The 2,878-nt window shown below is 60.6% G+C and carries 4 protein-coding genes; all 4 read left to right on the plus strand.

What is annotated here, in order from left to right:
• The coding region (locus ABIV12_RS15095; RefSeq protein ID WP_348060782.1) for a metallopeptidase TldD-related protein at nucleotides 1-436 on the plus strand (436 nt) is incomplete at its 5' end.
• Nucleotides 437-457: 21 nt separating this feature from the next.
• Nucleotides 458-1,792, plus strand: coding sequence for a TldD/PmbA family protein (locus ABIV12_RS15100; protein ID WP_348060784.1), 1,335 nt, complete (start codon nucleotides 458-460; stop codon nucleotides 1,790-1,792).
• Nucleotides 1,793-1,863: 71 nt separating this feature from the next.
• Complete coding sequence (locus ABIV12_RS15105; RefSeq protein ID WP_348060791.1) at nucleotides 1,864-2,532, plus strand: DUF4159 domain-containing protein; 669 nt, start codon at nucleotides 1,864-1,866, stop codon at nucleotides 2,530-2,532.
• A gap of 77 nt (nucleotides 2,533-2,609) precedes the next feature.
• A partial coding sequence (locus ABIV12_RS15110; protein WP_348060786.1) for an AAA family ATPase occupies nucleotides 2,610-2,878 on the plus strand: 269 nt, incomplete at its 3' end.

Here is a 2,878-nt window from a genome sequence, read left to right on the forward strand (position 1 = left end):
CGATGGCTGCTGTTATGCCGATTCGTGGTCCAGCGTGCAGTTCCAGCGCATGGCCAACGTGTCCATGGCACCGGGCAAGCAGAAGCTCAGCGTGGATGAGCTGATCAAGGACGTGGAGAACGGCATCTACATCATCGGTGACGGGTCGTTCTCGATCGACCAGCAGCGCTACAACGCACAGTTTGGCGGGCAGCTCTTCTACGAGATCAAGAACGGCAAGATCACCCAGCCGATCGAGGACGTCGCCTACCAGATCCGTACTCCGGAGTTCTGGAATTCCTGTGCGGCAATCTGCGACCAGAGCGACTTCCGATTCGGTGGTTCGTTCTTCGACGGCAAGGGCCAGCCAGGACAGGTTTCGGCGGTGTCGCACGGATCGAGCACGGCGCGCTTCAATGGCGCCAACGTCATCAACACTGCGCGCAGCCTCGGCTGACGGCGGGCGGAGAACACAACCATGAGCATCTACACTCAAGAACAGGCAAAGGCGATCCTCGACAAGGCGATCAAGCTGTCAAAGGCGGACCAGTGCACTGCGACGCTGAGCGGATCAAGCGGCGGCAACGTGCGTTACGCACTCAACAGTGTCTCCACCAGCGGACACATCAGCGATGCCGACCTCGCGATCGAAGTGGCATTCGGAAAACGCGTCGGCACCGCAACGATCAACAGCTTCGACGATGCGTCCCTCGCGGCCGTGGTCGGGCGCGCGGAAGAACTCGCGAAGCTCGCTCCCGAAAATCCCGAGTTCGTACCGGCGATCGACAAGCAGGTCTACAAGCCGACCGGCACCTTCATGGGGAAACCTGCGCCGGTGACGCCGGAGTATCGCGCGCAGGTTGCGGCCGACTGCATCGAGCCGTGTCGCAAGGACAAGCTCGTTGCCGCGGGATTTTTCAGCGATTCGCAGAACTTCTCGGCAATCGCCAACAGCAAGGGAAATTTCGGCTACCAGACGTCCACCGGCATGGACTTCACCTGCACCGTCCGTACCGAAGACGGCAAGGGCTCCGGCTGGGTCGCGCGCAACCTTGGCGACGTCGCGACGTTCGACGCGAAGAGCGACATCAAGACGGCAATCCGCAAAGCCAAGGGTTCGGTCGACGCCAAGGCGCTTGAGCCGGGCAAGTACACGGTGGTGATGGAGCCGGCCGCGACCGCCGGATTGATCTCCTTCATGATGAACGGATTCGACGCGCGCCAGGCCGACGAAGGCCGCAGCTTCCTGTCAAAGAAGGGCGGTGGCAACAAGGTCGGTGAAAAGTTGTTCGACGAACGCGTCACGCTGTACGCGGATCCGTGGAGTGACGAGGTTGCGGTGTTGCCGTGGGACAACGAAGGGCTCGCACGCGAACGCACACCGATCATCACCAAGGGCGTCGTTGACTATCTGCAATATTCGCGGTTCTGGGCGCAGAAACAGGGCAAGAAGGCGGTCGGTCAGCCGGGCAATCTGATCATGGTCGGTGGCGACAAGTCGACGATGGATCTGGTGAAGAGCACCAAGAAGGGTGTGCTGGTGACGCGCACCTGGTACATCCGCCTGGTCGATCCGCAGACCGTGCTGCTCACCGGCCTCACGCGCGACGGAACGTTCTACATCGAGGACGGCGAGATCAAGTACCCGATCAAGAATTTCCGCTTCAACGAATCGCCGGCGATCATGCTCAACAACATCGAGGAGATCGGCAAGCCGGTCCGCGTCGGCGACGACGAATCGCCGTTCGTGATGATGATTCCGCCGATGAAGGTGCGCGATTTCACCTTCTCTTCGCTGTCCGACGCAGTGTGATTGTTCCTTCTCCTTCCCCCGCTGCGGGGAAGGGGAAACACCCCATGACGCGTTCGGAATTTCTTCGCTTGATGGCTGCTGCGGCCGCGGGTGCGATTCTTCCGCGCGCGCGTGCTGCCGAGCCCGCCTTCGATTTCTGGTTTACCCGGCTGATGTACGAGTCCGGTGACTGGGACGTCGATCAGCGGATGCCGTCGAACCTGCTCGATGCGCTGATCCAGTACACGACCCTGCGGGTGGATCCAAAGGAGCGCGTGTTGCCGCTGTCCGATCCGCGCGTGCTCTCGCAGCCATTCTGCTATCTCGCGGGGCACAAGCTGGTCGAGTTCAATCCGGACGAGCGCCGCAACTTCGAGCGCTACGTGCGCAATGGCGGCTTCGTGCTGGTCGACGATTGCAACCATGACATCGACGGATTGTTCGCGAAGTCGTTCGAACGCGAGATGGCGTCGATCTTCGGAGACGATTCGCTGAAGAAACTGCCGAAGAAACACCCGGTGTTCGACAGCTTTTTCACGTTCGATGGCCCACCGAACACGAACTTCGAACTCAACGGCTGGGGCGACGATCTCGTCCACGAATATCTCAAGGGCATCGAGATCGACGGTCGTCTCGGCGTGCTCTACAGCAACAAGGACTACGGCTGCGAATGGGACTACGACTGGCGCAACAAGCGCTGGCTCGCCGAAGACAACACGAAGTTCGCGGTGAACGTCGTCATGTACGCCCTCACCGCCTGACTGCCGTCCAGCGAGAGATTGTCCTTCGTGTCCTTCGTGATTCAATGTCCTGATCCCGCTTTTGGAAACTTCGAAACATGACCGACGAACACGTCATCCAGCAGCAACTCGAAAAACTCGTCGCGCTGCGCGAGGCGATCGCGCGCGTCATCGTCGGACAGGGCGAGGTGGTCGAGCAGCTGTTGATCGGCCTGTTGGCCGGTGGTCACTGTCTGCTTGAAGGTGTGCCGGGTCTCGGCAAGACCCTGCTCGTGCGGTCGCTGGGATCGGCGCTGTCGCTCGACTTCCACCGCATCCAGTTCACTCCGGACCTGATGCCGAGCGACATCATCGGCACCGAAATCCT

The sequence above is a fragment of the Dokdonella sp. genome (genome assembly GCF_039926425.1).
In the GTDB taxonomy this organism is placed as follows: domain Bacteria; phylum Pseudomonadota; class Gammaproteobacteria; order Xanthomonadales; family Rhodanobacteraceae; genus Dokdonella_A.